The sequence below is a fragment of the Aeromonas sp. MR7 genome, from assembly GCF_963899385.1.
Lineage (GTDB): Bacteria > Pseudomonadota > Gammaproteobacteria > Enterobacterales > Aeromonadaceae > Aeromonas > Aeromonas bestiarum.
This window is the reverse complement of the sequence record NZ_CAWQXH010000021.1, coordinates 140,442-158,774: the sequence shown is the minus strand read 5'-3', so window position 1 is coordinate 158,774 and position 18,333 is coordinate 140,442. Positions and strand designations below refer to the sequence as shown.

The 18,333-nt window shown below is 61.6% G+C and carries 14 protein-coding genes; 6 read left to right on the top strand and 8 right to left on the bottom strand.

Translation table 11 applies throughout. The features are described 5' to 3' along the window. Positions 1 to 69: 69 nt before the first annotated feature. The 3 genes from ybaL to rdgC form a co-directional block, all read right to left on the bottom strand. Entirely contained in the window at positions 70 to 1,713 is a 1,644-nt protein-coding gene (gene ybaL / locus AACW87_RS12530; protein WP_241325110.1) for a YbaL family putative K(+) efflux transporter, read from the bottom strand. Between the two features lie 384 nt (positions 1,714 to 2,097). Further along, positions 2,098 to 3,879: a gamma-glutamyltransferase gene (ggt, locus tag AACW87_RS12525; RefSeq protein ID WP_241325109.1), complete on the bottom strand. Its 1,782-nt coding sequence runs from the start codon at positions 3,877 to 3,879 to the stop codon at positions 2,098 to 2,100. A gap of 180 nt (positions 3,880 to 4,059) precedes the next feature. After that, the gene (gene rdgC, locus AACW87_RS12520; RefSeq protein WP_043137930.1) at positions 4,060 to 4,971 is read right to left on the bottom strand and encodes a recombination-associated protein RdgC; all 912 of its coding nucleotides are present in this window, start codon (positions 4,969 to 4,971) and stop codon (positions 4,060 to 4,062) included. A 180-nt stretch (positions 4,972 to 5,151) separates the two neighbouring features. Between rdgC and AACW87_RS12515 the strand changes: the two genes are divergently transcribed. The 4 genes from AACW87_RS12515 (at position 5,152) to AACW87_RS12500 (ending at position 11,496) form a co-directional block, all read left to right on the top strand. Next, on the top strand, positions 5,152 to 5,580 hold the full coding sequence (locus AACW87_RS12515; RefSeq protein WP_043137934.1) for a GNAT family N-acetyltransferase: 429 nt from the start codon (positions 5,152 to 5,154) through the stop codon (positions 5,578 to 5,580). Positions 5,581 to 5,685: 105 nt separating this feature from the next. Next, the gene (locus AACW87_RS12510) at positions 5,686 to 6,912 is read left to right on the top strand and encodes an exonuclease SbcCD subunit D C-terminal domain-containing protein (RefSeq protein WP_241325108.1); all 1,227 of its coding nucleotides are present in this window, start codon (positions 5,686 to 5,688) and stop codon (positions 6,910 to 6,912) included. After that, complete coding sequence (locus AACW87_RS12505; protein WP_241325107.1) at positions 6,909 to 10,667, top strand: AAA family ATPase; 3,759 nt, start codon at positions 6,909 to 6,911, stop codon at positions 10,665 to 10,667. Before AACW87_RS12510 ends, AACW87_RS12505 begins: the two co-directional genes overlap by 4 nt. 178 nt (positions 10,668 to 10,845) lie before the next feature. Further along, complete coding sequence (locus AACW87_RS12500) at positions 10,846 to 11,496, top strand: bactofilin family protein (RefSeq protein WP_339385736.1); 651 nt, start codon at positions 10,846 to 10,848, stop codon at positions 11,494 to 11,496. Between the two features lie 30 nt (positions 11,497 to 11,526). On the opposite strand, the gene AACW87_RS12495 is transcribed toward AACW87_RS12500, so the two are convergent. Then, positions 11,527 to 12,075: a cytochrome b gene (locus AACW87_RS12495; protein ID WP_241278429.1), complete on the bottom strand. Its 549-nt coding sequence runs from the start codon at positions 12,073 to 12,075 to the stop codon at positions 11,527 to 11,529. A gap of 229 nt (positions 12,076 to 12,304) precedes the next feature. Here AACW87_RS12495 and AACW87_RS12490 point away from each other — a divergent pair, with 229 nt between their 5' ends. Then, positions 12,305 to 13,123, top strand: a complete 819-nt coding sequence (locus AACW87_RS12490; protein ID WP_241325105.1) for an ABC transporter substrate-binding protein — start codon at positions 12,305 to 12,307, stop codon at positions 13,121 to 13,123. 56 nt (positions 13,124 to 13,179) lie between these two features. After that, positions 13,180 to 14,148: a sensor domain-containing diguanylate cyclase gene (locus AACW87_RS12485; protein WP_378081546.1), complete on the top strand. Its 969-nt coding sequence runs from the start codon at positions 13,180 to 13,182 to the stop codon at positions 14,146 to 14,148. Positions 14,149 to 14,238: 90 nt separating this feature from the next. On the opposite strand, the gene crr is transcribed toward AACW87_RS12485, so the two are convergent. The 4 genes from crr to cysK form a co-directional block, all read right to left on the bottom strand. Further along, positions 14,239 to 14,748: a PTS glucose transporter subunit IIA gene (gene crr / locus AACW87_RS12480; RefSeq protein ID WP_042871003.1), complete on the bottom strand. Its 510-nt coding sequence runs from the start codon at positions 14,746 to 14,748 to the stop codon at positions 14,239 to 14,241. Between the two features lie 43 nt (positions 14,749 to 14,791). Next, the gene (gene ptsI, locus AACW87_RS12475; protein WP_241325104.1) at positions 14,792 to 16,519 is read right to left on the bottom strand and encodes a phosphoenolpyruvate-protein phosphotransferase PtsI; all 1,728 of its coding nucleotides are present in this window, start codon (positions 16,517 to 16,519) and stop codon (positions 14,792 to 14,794) included. 44 nt (positions 16,520 to 16,563) lie between these two features. Continuing rightward, complete coding sequence (locus AACW87_RS12470) at positions 16,564 to 16,821, bottom strand: HPr family phosphocarrier protein (protein WP_005303128.1); 258 nt, start codon at positions 16,819 to 16,821, stop codon at positions 16,564 to 16,566. A gap of 442 nt (positions 16,822 to 17,263) precedes the next feature. Continuing rightward, entirely contained in the window at positions 17,264 to 18,232 is a 969-nt protein-coding gene (gene cysK / locus AACW87_RS12465) for a cysteine synthase A (RefSeq protein WP_042871008.1), read from the bottom strand. Positions 18,233 to 18,333: the final 101 nt, after the last annotated feature.

The window sequence follows — 18,333 nt, the reverse complement described above, 5'->3', positions numbered from 1 at the left end:
CGCTGCGCGCGGCCCAAACGAAAGGGGTCTGGGGCCCCTCTCTGTCGGTTCGCTCCGTGCCAATGGCGGTCAGCCCGTGGTTTCGGCCAGCATGCCGAGCGCTATCTCCCGCTCCCCCATGATCACCTTGTCTGCCCCCTGCCGGGTGAGGAAGTTGACCTCGTCATCGCTGTGGGCGCGGGCTATGACCCGGATGGCCGGATTGATCAGCCTGGCCTGGGCGATGGCCTCGCCGGCCTCGAAGCTGTTGGGGATGGCCACCAGCAGCCAGCTGGCATCGGCGATGGCGGCGCGACACAGCACCTCATCGTTCGCCACGTTGCCATTGATATGAGGGATCCCGGCCTGGTGCAGGCTCTCCAGCCGGTGCGGATCCTGCTCTATCACCACCAGCGGCCGCTCGGCGGCTTGCAGCCCTTCCACCAGCCGGCGGCCGACCCGGCCAAAGCCCACCAGCACCGTGTGATCCTTCATCTCGACGGCCGGGCACTTGCACTCGGCCAGCGCCTGGGTGTTGTCGGCATCCGGGTGCTTCTCCAGGTAGCGCTCGACGGCGTTGAACACCAGCGGATTGAGCATGATGGAGAGGCTGGCACCCACCAGGATCAGATCCCGGGCCGCTTCCGGCACCAGCTTGAGCACGATGGCGAGGCCAATCAGGATGAAGGAGAACTCGCCGATCTGGGCCAGGCTGGCGGAGATGGTGAGCGCGGTGCGCTGGCTGTAGCGAAACAGCCGCACAATGGCGTAGGCCGCCACCGACTTGCCGAACATGATGATGAACAGGGTGGCCAGCACCGCCAGCGGATCCGTCAGCAGCACAGCGGGGTTGAACAGCATGCCCACCGAGACGAAGAAGAGCACGGCGAAGGCATCTTGCAGCGGCAAGGTGTTGTTGGCGGCGCGATGGCTCAGCTCGGAGCTGTTCATGACGATGCCGGCGAAGAAGGCGCCGAGGGCGAAGGAGACGCCGAACAGCTTGACCGCGCCGAAGGCGATGCCGAGGGAGCCGGTCAGTACCGCCAGGGTGAACAGCTCCCGGGAGCCCGTGCTGGCGGTGTGAGCCAGCAACCAGGGGATGAAGCGGCTGCCCACCACCATCATCAGCGCCACGAACAGGGCGACCTTGCCGAGGGTCCAGCCCAGATCCAGCGTTATGCTCTGCCAGCTCATGCTCTGATCGCCGTGCTGGATATTGGCGAGTATGGGCAGCATCACCAGCGCCAGCACCATCACCAGATCCTCGACGATGAGCCAGCCGATGGCGATGCGCCCCTGCAGGGTCTCCAGATTCTGGCGGCTCTCCAGCGCCCGCAGCAGCACCACTGTACTGGCGGTGGAGAGGGCGAGGCCGAACATCAGGCCGGCGGTGAGATCCCACCCCATAAGGGAGGAGAGCCCCATGCCGAGCAAGGTGGCGACCGCTATCTGGACGATGGCGCCCGGGATGGCGATCTTCTTCACCGACATCAGGTCGCTGAAGGAGAAGTGCAGGCCCACCCCGAACATCAACAGGATAACGCCCAGCTCCGCCAGCTCGGGCACCAGCGCCATGTCGGCCACATAGCCAGGCGTGAAGGGGCCCGAGATCACCCCGGCCGCCAGATAACCCACCATGGGCGAGATCTTGAGGCGATGGGCAAGCATGCCGAGCACGTAGGCGAGCACGAAGCCGCCAACCAGGGTGGTAATCAGGGGAAGGGAGTGGTCCATGTCGTCACCTCGCTAATGGCAGTCAGGGGGCTACCAGATCACCGCGCGGGATGAACAGGGCAGCTGTCAATGAGCAGGGGGCGAAAGAGACAGATGTTGGCCGCGACAAACACTGGATATTGGGGACAACAGTTGTCGTTTCTGTTGAAAAATAATACATTTTTTGCCTAAAAGCAATATTTATCCACATTTCAACGCTTATTTGCGATTAAAAGTGCATAAGTATCGAAATGCAGGGGGGAAGGGGCTCCTTTCTCCATTTTGTTGGCAGGAGTAATTAATCTGCGATGATTTTTGTCTGCAAGTGTGCGCCCCGGGGCGGCGCCAGGGCGCAACAAGCAACAAGGCGACCCTGAGGTCGCCTTGTTGCAGAGACGCGGGCACTCACTCGCCCTTGGCAATCCCCTCGCGCCTCGGATCGGCGGCGCCGAACCAGCCGCCGGCATTGCGCTCGACCCCCTGCAGGCCCGAGGTCTGCTCGCTCAGCACCACCTCGTGTCCCCTCGCCTTGAGCCCCTCGACCACTGCCTCGGGGGTGCGTCCCGCCTCCAGCTCGGTGGGGCCGTTGCGGCTGCCGAAGTTGGGCAGGTTGATGGCCTGCTGCAGGTTCAGCCCCCAATCCTGGGTGCCGAGCAGCGTCTTGCCCACGTAGTTGATGATGGCGGAGCCCCCCGGAGAGCCCAGGCTCATTTCGAGCTCGCCACTGTGCTTGTCAAACACCAGCAGGGGGGACATGGAGGAGCGCGGCCGTTTGCCGGGCGCGACCCGGTTCGCCACCGGCAGACCGGCGGCATCCAGCGAGGTGAAGGAAAAATCGGTGAGCTGGTTGTTGAGCAGGTAGCCGTTGACCATCAGCCGCGAACCGAAGCCATCCTCGATGGAGCTGGTCATGGAGACCGCCATGCCCGCCTTGTCGACGATGGAGACGTGGCTGGTGGAGGGGAGCTCGGGGGTTGCATCCTTGCCGCGAGCCAGTGCCAGCGGCGGCGTGCCCGGTTGGGCCAGGCCCATGGAACGCTCGCCGATAAGCTTGCTCCGCTCGGCCAGATAGCCCTTGTCCAGCAGCCCCTTCACCGGCACGCTGACAAGATCGCCGTCCGCCACATACTGGTTGCGATCGGCGAAGGCGAGCCGCGCCGCCTCGCTGTAGAGGTGAATGGCCTCGCTTGATGCGGCCAGTCCCCCTTCCGTCGTGGCGATCGGCTTGAGGGCCGCCATGTCGCGGCTCTCCAGCATGCCGAAGATCTGGCCCAGGGCTATGGTGCCGGAGGAGGGGGTGGGAAAGCCGCAGATCTGGCTCTGGCGATAGTCAAAGCAGAGACCGTCCCGCAGCTTGGCCTGGTAGCTGGCCAGATCCGCCGCCGCCAGCACGCCGGGATTGGTGGGATGCTGGCGCACCTTGGCCACCATGGCCTGGGCCAGCGGTCCCTGATAGAAGGCATCCGCCCCCTGTGTGGCCAGGGTGCGCAGCACCTTGGCCAGCGCCGGGTTGGTGAGCGTGCTGCCGGCGGGCCTGGGTGTGCCATCCGGCAGATAGAAGTAGGCGCGGGCATCCGGGTCCCTGGCGAGGTAGGGATCTTTTGCCAGCAGGGTGGCCAGCCGCGGGCTTATCACAAAACCCTGCTCCGCGAGCGTGATGGCGGGCTCGAACAGCGTGGCCCAGGGCAGCTTGCCGTAACGCTGGTGGGCCAGCGCCAGCGCCCGCACCGTGCCCGGCGCGCCGACCGAGCGGCCACCCACCACGCCGTCGTAGAAGGCCATCGGCTTGCCATCCTTCATGAACAGCTGATCGGTGGCAGCGGCGGGGGCCGTCTCGCGGCCATCCACAGCCGTAACCTTGTTGCCATCCCACACCAGCAGCAGGGAGCCACCGCCGATGCCGGAGGATTGCGGCTCCACCAGGGTCAGCACCAGTTGCACCGCGATGGCGGCATCCACGGCGCTGCCACCCGCCCGGATGATCTGGTAGCCCGCATCCACCGCCAGCGGGTTGGCGGCCGCCACCATGAAGTCATGGCCCTGCCAGCCCTGTTTGTCGGTCCAGCCGCTGGCCGCCTCGGGGGCGAGCAGGGTCTGGGGCGGCGGGGCATAGTGAAAGCCCTTGTCGCTGGCGCAACCGGCCAGCAGGGCGAGGGCAAGGGTCAGCCCCAGGGGTTTGAGCAACATGACACTCTCCTTGTCTGTTTTATGACCATGAGGGGCGACTATGTCACGATTGGCACTGGTTACTCAAGTTGTTGAACAGGATCAATGCCTTACTCATTTATCAATAGGCCCCATCCGTCAGCGCCGGCCATAAAAAAACCGCCCAGGGGCGGTTTTTGCAATTTGGTGAAGCAGGCCGGGCTAGATGGACTGCTCTTCGCCACCCAGGGCGGCAAACAGCGCCGGGATGAACTGGGCCAGCTCGGCGGTCACCAGGGCGAAGTCCGCGTCCAGACGGGCGGCGGGATCTTCGCTGGTCACGTCGTCGTTCTGCTCGCGCAGCTCTTCGCTGAATTTCAGGCGCTTGATGGAGATGTCGTCTCCCAGCACGAAGCTCAGGGTCTCGCCCCAGTTGAGGGCCAGCTTGGTCACCAGCTTGTCGTTGGACAGGTGGTTCTTGATCTCGTCGGTCATCAGATCCTGCTGCTTGCAGCGGATGATGCCACCGTGCTCCATGGCACTGCGCAGCTCGGCTTCGTCTTCCAGCGCGAAGGAGGCGGGCAGATTGCCCTCGCTCAGCCACTCGGTCATGGTGATCTCGGGTGGATTCTTGAGGGCCACGGGCACCACGGGCAGGGTGCCTATGCTCTTGCGCAGCAGGGCCAGCAGATCGTCCGCCTTCTTGGCGGAGCCCGCGTCCACCACCATCAGATTGTCGGCCGGATTGATCCAGGCAAAGGTCTGGCTGGTACGACTGAAGGCACGGGGCAGCAGGGTGTGGAGTATCTCCTCCTTCAGCGCTTCCTTCTCTTTCTTCTTGAGGGCGCGGCCCTGCTCGAATTCGATCGCTTCTACCTTCTCCGCCAGCATCTCCTTGACGACGGAGCCCGGCAGCATCTTCTCTTCCTTGCGGGCACAGAGCAGGATGTGGCCGGCGGCCGAGTGGGTCAGGGTCGAGCCGAATTTGCCAAGGGGCTTGACCCAACCGAACCGGGAGATATCCTGACTGCCACAAGGGGTGAAGGCGCAGGCCTCGAGCTGGGTTTCCAGCTGATCCACTGTCAGGTCAAAGGGGCGGGTAAAGCGATAAATCTGCAGGTTTTTAAACCACATGGCGTCCTCGGTCTCATAGATTGTCCGGCGGGCATTGTACTAGAGAGGCGCTTTGTGATCAGCCAATCATTCTCGCTAAATAAAGGGCGATCGAGTTCACAGGGAGCCATGTTCGCCCCCAACCCTGTCATCAAACTCCCCTAGACTGCGGGTGTTCAAGTTGTTAACAAGGATGCAGATATGTTGAGGCCGAGTCGGTCAGAGGACATGGAAGAGATCGTCGAAATCTGGTTGCTGGCCTCCCTGCAGGCCCACGATTTCGTCGATGCCTCCTGCTGGTGGCAGGCCCAGGAAGATCTGCGCACCCGCTATCTCGACCACGCCCGCATCTGGGTATTCGAGGAGCGCGGCGAGCTGCTCGGCTTCATGGCGCTGGTGGATGACTACCTCGCCGCCCTGTTCGTGCGACCGGACCGGCAGGGACGCGGCGTGGGCCATGCGCTGCTGCAGGAGGCCAAGTTGCAGGGGGCCAGGCTGCATGCGCGGGTGTTCGTGGAAAACGATCAGGCGGTGCGCTTCTACCGCCGCCACGGCTTCGTGATCGAGGGGGAGGAGTTCGATCCCCTCACCGGCCATCCCCAGTACAAGATGTGTTGCGAGCCCGCCTGAATCTGACGCCACCGGCCTGTTTTGCTTGAAAAAAGGGTGGCGTATCCTCATCTTGTCTGCATTGGGTGCCGTGGGCACCGCTCCTCCATTTCGAGCCGTTTTCTCATGAAGATCCTGCACACAGCCGACTGGCACCTTGGCCACCAACTCCATGGCCATGAACGCCGTTTCGAACACGACGCCTTTCTCGACTGGTTGACCGACACCATCAAGCAGCGGCAGATCGACGCCCTGCTGGTGGCGGGCGATCTGTTCGACACCGCCAACCCTCCCGCCAGCGCCTGGCAGCAGCTCTATCGCTTCCTGGCGAGGCTGCGGGCCGAGATGCCCCGCCTCAACATGGTGCTGATCGGCGGCAATCATGACTCCCCCTCCAAGCTGGATGCGCCCCACGAGCTGCTGCGGGCCTTCGACCTGCATCTGGTGGGCAGCATCAGCCGGGACTGTGATGGCGGGCTTGAGACAGATCGCCTGTTGGTGCCGCTGCAAGACAGGGAGGGCAAGATAGCCGCCTGGTGCGCCGCCGTCCCCTTCCTGCGCAGCAGCGACCTGAGGGTCGAGCAGCTTGAAGAGGGGCAGGATCGGCTGATCGAGGGGGTTCGTCAGGTCTATGAAGAGGTGCTGAATGCCGGTCGTGCACGCTGTGAACCCGATCAGGCGCTGATCGCCATGGGCCACGCCTATCTGGCGGCGGGCCAGCTCTCCGAACTCTCCGAGCGGCGGGTGCTGGGTGGCAACCAGCACGCCCTGCCCGCCGACATCTTCGCCGCCGCCGACTACACGGCGCTCGGGCACCTGCATCTGGCCCAGAGCCCGGCCCCCGGCGTGCACTACAGCGGCTCGCCGTTGCCGCTCTCGCTCGCCGAGGCCAACTACAACCATCAGGTGCTGGAAGTGACGTTTGAGGGGGGCCAATTGGTGGGGCTGGAGCGGCTCCCTGTGCCCCGCGCGGTGGAGATGATCCGGCTGCCAGAGAGCGAACTGGAAGGGGCGCTCAAGGCCATCGAGGCGCTGGCGCTACCCGCTTGCCAACAAGAAGCACAGCCCTTCCTCGAAGTACGACTATTGTTGCCCAGACCTGAGGCCCGCATCCGCGAGCGCATTCTGGCGGCCATGGCCGGCAAGCCGGTGCGCCTGGCCCGCATCAGCACCCGTTATCTGGGATCCGGGCAGGGGCTGGCCGATGGCCAGAACCAGCGCAGGCTGGATGAGCTCTCCCCCACGGAGGTGTTTCGGCTCTGCTATCAGCGCCAGTTTGACGGTGAACCCGGGGCCGAACTGGTGGCCTCGTTTGAAGAGATATTGCAACAGGTGAAGGAGTCCGGCGCATGAAGATCCTGTCCCTCCGCGGTGAGAACCTGGCCAGTCTGACTGGGGCCTTCACCATCGACTTTACCAGGGGGGCGCTCGGCGCCGCCGGTCTGTTTGCCATCACGGGCAACACGGGCGCGGGCAAGAGCACCTTGCTCGATGCCATCTGTCTGGCGCTGTACGACGAGATGCCACGCTTTATCGCCAACCGCAAGAATGTTGAGAAAATTGGTCGAGCGGATGAAGACGAAAAAGAAAAGTTAACCGCCAATGATGTGAAAAACATCCTCAGCCGTGGCCACGCCAGCGGCTGTGCCGAGGTGCAGTTTCGCGGCTGTGACGGTCGCATCTGGCTGGCGCGCTGGGCGGTGCGCCGGGCCCGCAACCGCTCCGAGGGGCGCTTTCAGGCTCAGGAGCGCAGCCTGACCGACGTGGCGAGCGGCCAGGTCTTCTCCGGCAGCAAGCGGGAGCTGCAGGATCGCATCGACGAGCTGGTGGGGCTCTCCTGGGAGCAGTTCCGCCGCGCCGTGATCCTGCCCCAGGGGGAGTTTGCGGCCTTTCTCAAATCGAGTGCCGACGAGCGATCCGCCCTGCTCGAGCGCATGACGGGTACCGAGCTCTACTCCGCCATCTCCATCCAGACCCATGAGCGGGCGCGGGAGGAGCAGCAAAAGTTGGCCGCCATAGGGCAACGGCTCGGCGACGTGGCGCTGATGGACGAGGCGACCCGCGAGCAGTGGGTCACCCAACAGTTGAGTCTCTCCACCGGCCTCAAGCATGAGCAGCAGCAGCGCCAGCTGTTGCAGGACTTGCGCGATCTCAACGATCGCATCGCCGCCCAGTTGCTGGCCTGTCAGGAGGGGCAGGCGGCACTGGCCGCCGCCGAAGCGGCTCACGCCCAGGCAGCGCCCGAGCGGGAGGAGTTTGCCCGCGCCGAGCAGGCCCAGGTGGCCCGTGCCGATCACGACGAGCTGGCGCGTCTCACCCTGGAGGTGCAGCAGCAGGAACAGCTAATCGGCCAGTTGGGGCCCGAATTGGCACAGGTTGAACTGGCACAGCAGCAGGCCGCGCTGCGCGAGCAGCAACTGCTGGCCGACAAGATAGCCGCCGAGCGTGAATGGGGGGCGCTGCAACCCGAGCTCAAGCGGGCGCAGGAGCTGGATACCCGCATCAGGGAGAAGGGCAGCCTGTTGCAGGATGTCCAGCAGCAGGGGGCGCAGGCGCGCACCCTGCAACTGGCGCTGCAGCAGGAGTGGCAACAGCAGGCGAGCCGGGTGCAGGCACTCGAGACCCGGCGCCAGCAATGGGCACTCTGGCTGGATGAGCGCAAGGCGCTGGCACCCCTGGCGCGCCAGTGGCAACCCTTGCTGGCGGCCATGCAGGATTGGGCCGAGGGTCGGGATCAGCTGCAACATCTGCTGCAGAGTCGTGAGCACAAGGGTCATGCCCTGCGGGATCTCAACAGCCGGCTGGAGCAGGGTCAGCAGGAGCGGGACTACTGGCTGCAGGAGCGCACGCGGCTGCAACAGCAGCACGATCAGTTGCAGGCGCAGGAGTGGGACGGCCAGGTCGCCAGGGCGCAGGAGCAGCGGCAGGCCCAGACCGAGCAGCTGGCGCGGGTGCGGCAACTGCTGGAGCTGGCCGAGGCGGGCCGCAATCACAGCGAGCAACAGGAGCGCTTGCTGCAAGAGATGGCGCTGCTCGAGCAACATCTGCACCGCCTGGCCGGTCAGCACGATGAGCTGGTGCCAGCGCTGGAACGGCTCGCCACCCAGCGTGGCGAGGCGCGCCATGCCCTGGAGCAGGCCCGCGCCGTGGCCAGCTTGGAGCAGTACCGTCACGTGCTCAGCGATGGCTCTCCCTGCCCGCTCTGCGGCGCCGAGGATCACCCCTATAGCCAGAGCCAGCCGCAGGTGGCCGGCATACTGGCGCAACTGGCCGAGCGTGCCCGTCAGCTGGAGCTGGAGTGGGAGCGGCTCAATCATCAACATATTCAGGGGGAGAGCGAGCGGGTGGAACTGGCCCGTCAGCTAGCCGCCCGTCAGCAGCGCCAGCCTGAGCTTGAGGCGAGATCCGAACAGCTGACCCAGCGCTGGTTGCAACTGGGCGGCAATACCCTGCTGGGGCACGAACTGCCCTTGCGCCAGAGTCCGGCGGAGTGGGCGGATCTGCTGGCGCATCTCTTGGCACAGGGAGAGACCCTGGAGCTGGGTCTGGTGGCCGGCCAGCGCCAACTGCAGCAGGCCCAGCAGGGGCAACAGCTGTTGATGGGGCTGCGCAATCAGCTGACCCAGTTGACTGCCCGTCATCAGCAGTTCGAACAGCAGTGGCAGGAGGCCGAGCGGCAGAAGATAGAGTGGGAGGCTGAGCTCAAGGCGCTGGCCGAGCAGGAGGCCGCGCTGCGCCAGCGTCTGGTGCAGGGGGAGGCTCGACTCGATGAACAGATGGGGGCCGAACCTTGGCGCCAGTGGCTCGGCAGCCAGCAGTGGCTCGAATGGCAGCAGACCTGCGAGGCCTATCTGCAGGGGCAGCGCGAGTGGGAGCAGCTTGGCAGTGAACTCGCCAGTCTGACGCCGGGCGTGAGCGCGCAGGAGGCGCGGGTGCAGAGCCAGAACGCGTTGCTGCACAAGCTGGAGCGCGACTACAAGGAGGCCGAGTTGCAGCGCCAGGGCTTGCTCGCCAGCCGCGAGGCCTGCCTCGGAGGCCGCCCTATCGCCGAGGTCGAAGGCGAATGGCAACAGCGGCTGTCACATGCCGCCAGCCAGCTCGAGGAGGCGGTGGCCGCCTTGCGGATTGCCCGGGAGAAACAGACCGAGCTCAAGGCCAGACTGACTCACCTTGAGCAGGACAAGCAGGTGAGCAGCCGTCGCCGGCGCGAGGTGCTGGGACGCTGGGCGGCGCACGCCAGCACCCTGGGCATCGCCGAATATGATCTGCGGCGGCTGCTGGCCATGGGGCCGGATGAGCTCAAGGCTCGCCGTGTCGCCTTGCAGCAGCGGGACGACGCCCTGGCCGAGGCCCGCACCCGGCTGGCCGAACGCCAGCGGGCGCTGGCGTTGGAGGAGGTCAAGCTGGCGCGTTATCGCGAGCATCACGGCGAACTGACCGCCCTCTCTGCGCAGGAGCTTGGCCTGCGCCTGGGGGCCAGCGAGGCCCATTGCCGCGAGCTGGAAGAGCAACTGTTCCAGTGCAAGAGCACCCTGGCCCAGGCCGAGGCGGCGGCCCTTAAGGCGGGCTCCTTGCAAGAGGAGTTGAGCCGCCAGCAGGCGGTGGCGGATCACTGGCAGCAGCTGTCCGAGCTTGTCGGCTCCGCCAGCGGCGCCAAGCTGCGTACCTTCGCCCAGAGCCTCACCCTCGAACGTCTGCTGCTGGAGGCCAATGCCCAGCTCGGCGAGCTGTCGCCACGCTACCGGTTGGAGCGGGTACCCGGCACGGATCTGGCGCTGCAGGTGGTGGATCTCGACATGGGGGACGAGGTGCGATCCGTGGACTCCCTCTCAGGTGGCGAGAGCTTCCTGGTGTCGCTGGCGCTGGCGCTGGCCCTCTCCAGCCTCTCGTCGCGCCAGACCCAGGTCGAGTCGCTGTTTATCGACGAGGGCTTCGGCACCCTGGATCCGGACAGCCTTGATCTCGCGCTCTCCAGCCTGGACTCGCTGCAGGCGGCCGGCCGCCAGATCGGCGTCATTTCCCACGTACAGACCCTGGTGGAACGGATCGGCGTGCAGATCCGGGTCGAGGCCCTCGGCGGCGGCGAGAGCCGGGTGGTTCTGCCCTGAATCCTGACTCACTCAGTTGAGGGCCAGCAGCCCCGCCAGATGGCGGGGCTTTTTTGTTTCAGAGTTTTCGCAATATGGTCGCTTGAGCTAGGTCCATGCCCGCATATCGCGGGAAAAGACATAACCAGGGGTCATGACCCCGGTCTTGAATCCATGCACCCGCAAGAGGGAATGGTCAATGACGGTTGTACCTGAAAGGATCCTGTGTCGCATCGCCATGCGAAAACGAGGTGACGCGCTTTATTTCATCTGGTTCTGCTGGGGCCTGGCGTTGCTGCTCTATGTGCTGGGATCTGCATATTACAAATTACCCGTAGTGCCGCTGCTAGTGATGGCGCTGATGTTGATGGTGGAGAAAGTCAGAATGTTTGGACGAAAGCGCAATGAGTCTGTGTCTGTGGTATCGGATGTTGCAATGACTGTGATTGCACAGGGCGCCAGGTTCAAGGGTGAGCTGCAAGTGGAAGGCAATCTGGACGTACATGGCCAGTTCATCGGAACCCTGCTGGTCAGCGGAGGGACTGTTCGCATCATGGAGGGGGGCAGCGTTGAGGGAGAGGTGACCGCCGCCCATGTCACCATCAATGGCACCCTGGATGGCACCTGCGCATCGAAAGAGGTGGAGATCCTCGAAAATGGCAAGATGAAGGGGATCTTCAAAGGTGGCAGCCTCTCTATTCGAAAGGGAGGCCAGTTCATCGGGCAATCCCAAGCTCAGGAAGAGAGCAAAGCTGTCTCTGGCGAGAGCAAGGGGAACGTGAAAAAGTTGCAACCCGAGGGAAAAACCAAGGTCATCGATGTGCCAGAGGTGGCGGCAAAACAGGCGTGAACAAAGGGGCGTCTGCGCGCCCCTCGTTGTTTAGCTGCGGCGCTCGGGCAACATATTGGTCAGTGTGTTGTCCTTGAGCACGTGGTGGTGATAGATGGCGGCCACGGCGTGCAGGGCGATCAGGGCATAGCCTATGTTGGCCAGCGTCTCGTGCAGCTCCTTTATCGTGCCCTTCACGCCATCATCCGGCGCAATCAGGGCGGGCAGTTCGAACCCGAAGAAGGGGATGGGCTTGCCGCCTGCGCTCAGCAGCAGCCAGCCCAGCAGCGGGGTGAGGATCAGAAAACCATACAGCGCCAGATGGGCGAGCTGAGCCAGCTTGAGCATCAGGGGAGACTGTTCTGGCACTATGCGGGGTGAAGGACTGCTGAAACGCACCAGCAACCGCGCCACGACCAGTGCCAGGATCAGCAAGCCCGCCATGAAGTGAAACTCCTTCATCAGGTCGCGCCCGGCCGAGCCCTTGGGAAAGATGTCCCTGAATTCCATCAGGGCGTAGACGGCTATCATCAGCAGCAGGGTCAGCCAGTGCAGGCCGATACTCAGGCTGCCGTAACGTTGTTCGGTATTCTTCAGCATGTTCATGTCCTTCTCTGGGCGCTCATTGCATCACTTTTTATCCATCCGGGCTGCTTCCTGTGCCCGGACCTCCTTGCATCCATCTCCATGTTACAAGTCCTGTTCGACCAAACTTTGATCTCGATAACTTTTTAACATTTTATTCTCATCTCTCAGGCGGTGCCCGGCGAGGCTCCTCTCTGCGCAGGGCTATGCTTCTGGTAACGGCAGTGCTGATGAGGATCTGGTCATGAAACATCTTGGGTTGGGCGCTGTGCTGCTGCTCATGCTGGGCGCAATTCTGCTTGGCGTGGCGGGCAGTGGCAGCGATCGCCTCTCTGCGGCAGAGCCTGAGCATCCATCGCACTTTTCCGCCTATCTGGGGCTCTTGCCTGGGCTCATAGATTCCGATGGGAGCGGCCCCTTCGTCGATCTGGTCAAGGCCATAGCCGCGCTGGATGACGGGGTCGAGGTGAGCGTGATGGTCTACCCCATGTCGCGTGCGACGCGCAGCGTGGTGGTGGGGGAGGCGGATTTCAATCTGCCCGCCCTGCGCAATCCCTATATCGACGAGTCCATGCTGCCCTATCGCTTCAGCTCGGTGACCTTCGGCAAGGTGACCCATGTGCTCTACAGCAACAGCGCCGCTCCCATCACTCTGGCCATGGTGCTCGGTTACGAGTACACCAAGCGCGATCTGCTCATCGAGGGGGTGAGCGACTTCTGGCCCTTCTCGGTCAAGCGTTCCCTCTCTATCGAGCAGTCCCTCGGCAAGTTGAGCAGGGGCCGTATCGATGCCTTCCTCTGGGCGCAGGAGGAGGCGGATTTTGCACTCAAGAAGATGGGGCTGACCAATATCCATCGAGTCTACTTTGGCGAGTTTGACGATGTGTTCATCATCCCCAAGGGGGAGAGAGGCGACGCGGTGGACGGCTTCCTGACGCAGTCCATCGAAAGGCTCAGGGCCACCGGCCAGCTGGGCCAGATCTACTCCGGCATCCATGGTCCCTATCAGGAGTGGCAGCCGGGAGAAAGCGCTGCGACCAAGGCGGTCCGAACGACGCCATGATCCAGTTTACCGAGTCGGCAGACTCACTTACTTTTGAGTGAAATATTGGTAAGGGAATGGCCTTGAACATATCCGAGTCGGCGATATTGACCGAATTGCAGCAGATCCTGTTTCGATCCTTTGACGTGATCCCGTTTCCAATCCTCATTTCGGAAGCGATTTGTGGTGACACCCTTGGCACCATTCCGACCACGCTGTCGGACATCCCCGTGCGTCATCACAGGTTTGTGAACCAGGCCTTCTCGGCGCAACTGGGTTACACCCTGGCCGATCTGCCCGACATGACCGCCTGGTTTGCGACTGTGTATCACGACGAGCAGAGCAGAACCCAGGCCATCCAGGACTGGAATCAGGCTGTCATGACCAGTCTGGCCAATGGCTCGTCCGTGGCTGAGATGGCCATCCAAATCTACTGCAAGAGTGGCCAGCGGCGCTGGTTCACCATCACGGCCCAGCTTACTGCCGATGCCATGCCTGGCTGGCACATAGTGACATTTCGCGACATTCACGATCTGCACTGCATGATAGAGGAGGTGAGTCGCCTTTCCTGTACCGACCCGCTGACAGAGCTCGGCAACCGGCGCGGTGCCGAGCAGCAGTTGCAGGCGCTCTGGCTGCAGGGCCACATGTTCTCGGTGATCCTGTGCGATATCGATCACTTCAAGCAGGTCAACGACAGGTATGGCCATCCAGCCGGGGATGCTGCCCTGTGTGGCGTTGCCCGCATCATGGAAGAGCAGTTGCAGGGGGCCGAGTGTCTGGCCCGCTGGGGAGGGGAGGAGTTCCTGCTGATCCTGCCGGGAGCGGACACCACGCAGGTGCTTGCCAGGGCGGAGCAGCTGCGTCAGCTGTTGTCTGCCAGCCCCATGAGTTGGCACCATCACCATTTCTCGCTGACGATGAGTTTTGGCTGCGCCACCCTGGCTGCCGGGCAGAGCCTGGACAACCTGTTGCTGGTGGCCGATCGGGCCCTGTATCAGGCCAAGGCACAGGGGCGCAATCGGGTGGTATTTGGCAAGACCTAGCCCGGCGTCAATGGTCAGCACGGCCCATAAAAAAACCGAAGCGCTTGGCTTCGGTTTTTTGTTGCAGTCACTGGCACCAGCCAGAGCGCATTATTTCTTGATGCGGATCACCGGGGTCTCGCCCACGGTCACGGCGCCAGTCATCTTGATCAGCTCTTTGATCTCGTCCATGTTGGAGATGACCACAGGCGTCAGGGTAGACTTGGCTTTCGCTTCCAGGATGGCCAGATCGAACTCGATGATGGTATCACCGCGCTTGACCTTCTGACCTTCCTGAGCGATGCGCTTGAAGCCTTCACCTTTCAGTTCAACGGTGTCGATACCGAAGTGAACGAACAGCTCGATACCTGAGTCGGATTCCAGCGAGAACGCATGGTTGGTCTCGAAGATCTTGCCGATGGTGCCATCGCACGGTGCAACCATCTTGTTGCCAGCTGGCTTGATGGCGATACCGTCGCCGACGATCTTCTCGGCGAAGACAACGTCAGGCACATCTTCGATCGGTACGATTTCCCCTGACAGCGGGGCAAAAATTTCGATGCCGCCGGTATCAGAGCTATCGTCGGAAACCAGTTTCTTCAGTTTATCAAACAGACCCATAGTAAAAGCTCCTAGAGATGATTGTCGCTGTTTGCAGCCGATCTTAGCAGACTGCCTTCTGCTTAATAAAGTTATCTACACAGGCTTCGATTTCGGCGGCGGTTGCATAGCTCAGAGCCTGATCAGCCATTGCCTTCACATCTTCGAAGTTGGTGTTGCGGATAAGCTTCTTGATACGCGGTACAGAGATGGCGCTCATGGAGAACTCATCCAGACCCATACCCAGCAGCAGCAGTGTGGCGCGTTCGTCACCAGCCAGCTCACCACACATACCGGTCCACTTGCCATTGTCATGGGAAGCGTCGATAACCATCTTGATCAGCGTCAGGACGGAGGGTGACAGCGGGTTGTACATGGCGGAGATCATCTCGTTACCACGGTCGACGGCCAGGGTGTACTGGGTCAGGTCGTTGGTACCGATACTGAAGAAATCCACTTCTTTAGCCAAATGATGAGCCATCACGGCAGCAGCCGGAGTCTCGATCATGATACCCACTTCGATGGATTCATCAAAGGCTTTGCCTTCGGTGCGCAGTTCGGCTTTCAGCGTCTCTACGGTGGCCTTCAGGCTACGGAACTCTTCGACGGAGATGATCATCGGGAACATGATGCGCAGTTTGCCGAAGGCAGACGCACGCAGTATGGCCCGCAGTTGGGCATGCATGATGTCTTCGCGATCGAAGAAAATACGCACGGCACGCCAGCCCAGGAAGGGGTTCATCTCTTTCGGGAAATTCATGTAAGGCAGTTCTTTGTCGCCGCCAATGTCCATGGTACGGACTATGATCGGCTGATCCGGCATGGCCTCTGCCACTTCTTTGTAGGCCTTGAACTGCTCGTCTTCGGTCGGCAGCGCATCACGGTCCATGAACAGGAACTCGGTGCGGTACAGACCCACGCCTTCGGCGCCATTGCGGATGGCACCTTCGGTATCCTTGACGGTACCTATGTTGGCGCAGACTTCGACCTGATGACCATCCAGTGTGATGGCAGGCAGGTCTTTCAGCTTGGCCAGCTCGTCCTTCTCGGCCTGGAACTGGGCCTGGAACTGTTTGGCTTCAGTCAGCTGCTCGGCGGTCGGGTTGATGATGATCTGGTTGTTGATCGCATCCAGTATCAGCATCTCGCCATTGTTGACGCGCTCGGTGATGTCGTTGGTGCCCACTATGGCCGGCAGCTCCAAGGAGCGCGCCATGATGGAGGTGTGAGAGGTACGGCCACCGATGTCGGTAACGAAACCCAGCACATATTTCAGGTTGATCTGGGCAGTTTCGGACGGGGTCAGGTCTTTGGCGACCAGGATGACCTCTTCGTCTATGGTGCTCAGGTTGACAACGGCGATGCCCAGCACGTTCTTCACCAGACGGGTTCCGATGTCACGGAAGTCGGTGGCGCGCTCGCGCAGGTAGGGATCGTCCAGATCGGCCATCATCTTGGCGTATTGCTCGATGACCTCGTAGACGGCCTTATCAGCGGTGGCCTTGTTGTCTTTGATGAAGGATCTGATATCCCCTTCCAGCTCCTCATCTTCGAGCAGCATGATGTGGCCTTCGAAGATGGCCTCTTTTTCCTCACCGAAGGTGCGACCAGCCATGGCTTTGATGGCTTCCAGCTGGGCAGCTGACTTGGTGCGGGCTTCGAGGAAGCGGTTGATCTCGGCGTCAATCTGGTCAGCAGAAATCTTGCCCTGATTGATAACGATTTCATCTTCTTTCAGAAGAAGCGCCTTACCGAATGCGATACCGGGGGACGCAAGAATGCCAGATATCATAATCCTTCCTATTAAAACGACTGTGGGGGAGGAGTAAAGCTGGATTACTCCAGCTCGTCCATCAGGGCAACCAGCTTCTCAACGGCTTTCTGAGCGTCCGGGCCGTCGGCCTGGATGGTCACGTTGGTGCCTTTGGTCAGGCCCAGGGTCTGCAGCTTGAACAGGCTCTTGGCGCTGGCGGATTTGCCACCGGAGACCACAGTGATCTCGCTTTGGAATTCTTTGGCTTCTTTCACGAACTGAGCTGCCGGACGGGTGTGCAGACCGTTTTCAGCAGTGATAACAACAGACTTCTCGTACATGGTTTCACCCCATATTATTGATATTTTTTGGAGAGATGGATGCTTTTGACGCTTCCTTATCTCACCGTGTCAGTATGGATATGTTGTAAAGTAACGAAATCAGACCTGCAATGGTTTAATCCAGGTCAATTTTCTGTGCAGTATTCGGTGTCTGCCCAAACTCTTTTCCGTTATCGCGCTACAAGCCGCATAAATACTGGCTTGAAATTATTTTATAACGAAAAATAACACTTTGTTACTTTGTGATACCTAGTCGGCAAACACCTCGTGACGCCGCACAGGATATGAGATTTATCACGGAATGTCTGCTTTTTTTGTCGCCCGCCAGCTTGTTATTTTACCCCAAAAAATAAGGGGCCGAGTGGCGCTGCCAAGTGCTCAGTCTAGCTCATAAAGAAACGGCGCTCCTGGGAGCGCCGTTGTTTTGAAAGAATCCGATCACCTATTGCTGCAGTTCCTGCTCGCTGAACACCCCGGCAAACAGGGCGCTGGAGAGGTAACGCTCGGCGGCGCTCGGCAGTATGACGACGATTGTCTTGTCGGCAAATTCCGGCAACTCGGCCAGACGGGCGGCGGCCACTACGGCGGCCCCCGAGCTTATCCCGGCCAGGATCCCTTCTTCTTCCATCAGGCGACGGGCCATCTCGATGGCATCATCGCTGCTTACCTGCTCGACGCGGTCCAGCAGGGTCAGGTCCAGGTTGCCCGGGATGAAGCCGGCGCCAATGCCCTGGATCTTGTGAGGGCCCGGCTTGATTTCGAGACCGGCCAGACGCTGGCTGATCACGGGTGACTCGCTCGGCTCGACGGCCACCGAGACCACGGCCTTGCCCTTGGTCTGTTTCAGATAGCGGGAGACACCGGTGATGGTGCCACCCGTGCCGACGCCCGCCACGAACACATCCACCTGACCGTCGGTGGCATCCCAGATCTCGGGGCCCGTGGTCTTCTCGTGGATTTCCGGGTTGGCGGGGTTTTCAAACTGTTGCAGCAGGACATATTTGCCCGGCTCGGATTCGAGGATCTCGTTGGCTTTGGCGATGGCGCCCTTCATGCCCAGCGGCCCTTCGGTCAGCACCAGATTGGCGCCGAGCGCCTTGAGCAGCTTGCGGCGCTCCAGGCTCATGGTGGCGGGCATGGTCAAGGTGATGGGATAGCCGCGAGCGGCGGCCACGAAAGCCAGAGCAATACCCGTGTTACCGCTGGTGGGTTCGATGATCTCCTTGCCCTTGGTCAGGACGCCGCGTTTCTCGGCATCCCAGATCAGGTTGGCGCCGATGCGGCACTTGACGCTGAAGCTCGGGTTACGGCTCTCAATCTTGGCCAGTACGCGGCCCTTGGTAACACGGTTGAGTCGAACCAGCGGGGTGTGACCTATGGTCTGGCTGTTGTCCTCAAAAATTTTGCTCATGGTGCTATCCCTGTTTGTTACGGCGATGAAACAAGATTACCCTGTGGTTTCTGAATGAGAAGTGACGATTTGTTATAACAATATGTTATTACAAGATATAG

Excerpts from the sequence above, each read along its gene's own strand:
- ybaL (WP_241325110.1), bottom strand. The coding sequence starts at position 1,713 with ATGGACCACTCCCTTCCCCTGATTACCACCCTGGTTGGCGGCTTCGTG.
- AACW87_RS12505 (WP_241325107.1), top strand. The coding sequence starts at position 6,909 with ATGAAGATCCTGTCCCTCCGCGGTGAGAACCTGGCCAGTCTGACTGGG.
- rdgC (WP_043137930.1), bottom strand. The coding sequence starts at position 4,971 with ATGTGGTTTAAAAACCTGCAGATTTATCGCTTTACCCGCCCCTTTGAC.
- AACW87_RS12470 (WP_005303128.1), bottom strand. The coding sequence starts at position 16,821 with ATGTACGAGAAGTCTGTTGTTATCACTGCTGAAAACGGTCTGCACACC.
- AACW87_RS12485 (WP_378081546.1), top strand. The coding sequence starts at position 13,180 with ATGGCCTTGAACATATCCGAGTCGGCGATATTGACCGAATTGCAGCAG.
- AACW87_RS12500 (WP_339385736.1), top strand. The coding sequence starts at position 10,846 with ATGACGGTTGTACCTGAAAGGATCCTGTGTCGCATCGCCATGCGAAAA.
- ggt (WP_241325109.1), bottom strand. The coding sequence starts at position 3,879 with ATGTTGCTCAAACCCCTGGGGCTGACCCTTGCCCTCGCCCTGCTGGCC.
- ptsI (WP_241325104.1), bottom strand. The coding sequence starts at position 16,519 with ATGATATCTGGCATTCTTGCGTCCCCCGGTATCGCATTCGGTAAGGCG.
- AACW87_RS12495 (WP_241278429.1), bottom strand. The coding sequence starts at position 12,075 with ATGCTGAAGAATACCGAACAACGTTACGGCAGCCTGAGTATCGGCCTG.
- AACW87_RS12490 (WP_241325105.1), top strand. The coding sequence starts at position 12,305 with ATGAAACATCTTGGGTTGGGCGCTGTGCTGCTGCTCATGCTGGGCGCA.
- AACW87_RS12510 (WP_241325108.1), top strand. The coding sequence starts at position 5,686 with ATGAAGATCCTGCACACAGCCGACTGGCACCTTGGCCACCAACTCCAT.
- AACW87_RS12515 (WP_043137934.1), top strand. The coding sequence starts at position 5,152 with ATGTTGAGGCCGAGTCGGTCAGAGGACATGGAAGAGATCGTCGAAATC.
- crr (WP_042871003.1), bottom strand. The coding sequence starts at position 14,748 with ATGGGTCTGTTTGATAAACTGAAGAAACTGGTTTCCGACGATAGCTCT.
- cysK (WP_042871008.1), bottom strand. The coding sequence starts at position 18,232 with ATGAGCAAAATTTTTGAGGACAACAGCCAGACCATAGGTCACACCCCG.